2 protein-coding genes are annotated in these 2,668 nt (G+C 55.3%); both read right to left on the bottom strand.

Going from position 1 to position 2,668, the window contains the following annotated elements:
• Positions 1-670, bottom strand: a 670-nt coding sequence (locus tag NKH16_RS34755) for a hypothetical protein (RefSeq protein WP_352903954.1), incomplete at its 3' end; no start/stop codon positions are given.
• A gap of 783 nt (positions 671-1,453) precedes the next feature.
• Positions 1,454-2,668 (bottom strand): RHS repeat-associated core domain-containing protein (locus tag NKH16_RS34750; protein ID WP_352903952.1); only part of this gene is annotated, 1,215 nt, incomplete at its 5' end.

The following is a 2,668-nucleotide window of genomic DNA, read 5'->3' as shown; positions in this document are numbered from 1 at the left end:
TGAAGGTTTTTATGCGGCCGTTGAAGTCGGTCTTCGTCGCCGGCAGCCCGCAGACGGGATTGTAGGTGGCGATCGAGACGAAGCGCGTGTCGGCGCTCTGGCCGCCGGTGGCAAAATAGCGGGGTGCGCGTTCAGTCACCGGATAGAGGTGATAGGTCGCATCATAATCCCATTCGGTCTTGTGGCCGAGGCCGTTGGTGGCCGAGAGCTTGTTGCCAAAGCTGTCATAGGCAAAATACTGGTTCACCTCCTTTTGCGGCGCCGAGTAGTAATCGGAGAAGCCGCGCTTGCGGGTGACGTTGCCTTTGGCCGGCGGTGTCGAATTGGCGCCGCCGTCATAATAGGTCTCGTCGTAGCCGATATAGGGGAAGCTGGTGTCCAGCCCGGCGCGCACCGTCTGGCTGCTCGGCAGCGAGACGATGTAGGCGCTCGTGTTCGGCGCAAAGCTCGCCACCGTCCACGTCTCGTCGCCGCTGACGTCGGTGCGGCCATAGTCCTTGATGCTGGTGACGTTGTTGTAGGCGTCGAACGCCCGCTCAACCCTGAGTGTGCGTGCAATGTTCTCGGTCAGCGTCGTGTCGGTCGCCGTATTCTGCACCGTGTAGGGCTTTGTCGCATTATTGACCGCATAGGTCTCGGCGACCTGCTTGTGCACGGTGGAAAGCCGCAAGGCCTGACCAATGCTTAATCCCTATGGGTATCTGGCGCGATCGTGCAAATTGGCGGCAGACGCCGCCAAAAAATTCCGCGCGCCCTTGACGAGAGGCCGGCTAATGGGTGCCACCGTAATTCCGCAATTCCCAAAGAAGTTCCGCGCGCTCTTGACCTTCGGGACCGTCAGGAATTTCGTGTCCGGGCGGGCGAGCATGGTAAAAGGTGCACCGTCACCGCAATTCACTTTCATCATAATTCAAATAGACGCAATGGTATACTCTACGCCATTCGTAGCAGCCGATACTAAACCACTCATGGGATGCCAAATATCAGACATTCTGTATAGAATGCTACGCAAATCTGCGTCTCCAATGTGTATTTTGTTTTCAGACTTTATTCTTAACGACACCACGTTCTGCGCGTCGATTGATAAAAAACACGAATGAACTCCGCATCGAATCGATGTCGTTGCGTCTAAACCATGCGATGATTTATTCCATAACCTTATATGGTACCCAAGTTCTGGTATTGGGATCCTTGGGGGAGTATCCGTCTTGTTTTGACCTTTCACCAACAACCTTGTGACCGCATCTTCGCTTTGCATATCAATCGGTGGACTGGAAAGAGCGCGCTTTCGCGAAGCCGCTGGTTGAACCCACTCAGCAAAGGCAGGCCCAATCTCTCTTAGCACTAAAAAATGCTTGATCGTCAAAGACGACGCCTCAGAGAGTGCCATTTTGCGAGCGCCCCAGTATAGGAAAATCTCTATTGATTCCATAAGTAGATAAAACCCAAATCATCAATCTGGCTCTGACCCTTGAGTCGGGTCGTAACCATCACTTTTCGAGGAGACCGGCTTGCCTTCTGGTGTTGCTTCCTCTACCTTTATATCTATCCCAATTATTTTTTCTTGCTTAAACAATTTCTTCGCTGCATCAGCCGCCTTCTGCTCTGCAAATGTCCAAGTAATAGGGTTTCCTTTTGCAGCAACAGTTTGCCGCTGCGCTTGGTCCAGTAATTTTTGCCGTCCCTCCCACCAATCGTCTCGAAATTCCCCGTCCTTGACAAATTTAGCGTAGCCTGGTCCTTTGGCGTCGACAAGGACGCCATTCTTAAAGCTGTCGAATTTTGTGCCATTTAGGGTATATGTTTGGCCCGGTCGGCCGCTAATTTGAGCTTGATAGGCCGCAGCTCTGGGAGACATTGGCTCGTTAACCGTGACCCATTTCCCGGGCCCAAAAATTAGCCTGTCGCCCATAGCACCAATTAAGGCCCGCTGCATGGTGGCTGCGGGACCTTTGAGACCCGGCGTGACGCCGCCCTCTACGCTCATAATCATCCTATTATCGAAATCAGGCCACGCATCCATCTCATTAGGGAGCCCGTCATTGTCGCTATCGTCGTCATTCGGGGTAACGTCCTCATGTCCGTTGGCGTCACTCCTATTCACCGGATCATTCCGGGCATAAGCATATCGATTGGTGCCGACGCCCGGCAGCGTCGGATCCCAATCATCCGGCGAGATGAACCGTCCCAGCAGTGGATCCATGTACCGGGCATTGAGATAGAGCAGTCCGGTTTCAGGATCGAAGCGCTCGCCGATGTAGCTCTTCTGCGTCTGGAAGCCGGTGTTGAGGCGTTCGCCATAGCTGGCGTAGTTGGTCTGCTCAACGATGGCGCCCGCGGCATCGGTGACCATGCGCACCGACGCCAGGTGATCGCGGTGCAGGAAGGCTTTCGTGGCGCCGGTCACCTTGACGTCGGGATGGGGGTAGCGGGTGTAGATTTCTGCGCCCGGTGTCGCCGGATCGATCTCGACGGAAGCGTCGGGATAGAGCGTGGTCGCGAAGGACGAAGTCTTCTTGGTTCGTGCGCCGTCCGGGCCGTAGGAGAGAGAAACGGTGTTGGCGGCCTGGGTGACCGTCTTCAGCCGGTTGGCCTCGTCCCAGGCGAGCGTCCGGGTGCCGTCGGCGGTCATGTTGCCGTTGGCATCATAGGTGAGCGTCTTGGCGCC

This window comes from Mesorhizobium sp. M1307, assembly GCF_040318155.1.
GTDB lineage: Bacteria > Pseudomonadota > Alphaproteobacteria > Rhizobiales > Rhizobiaceae > Mesorhizobium.
The sequence above is the reverse complement of the archived record's forward strand: the minus strand, read 5'-3'. Positions and strand labels throughout refer to the sequence as shown.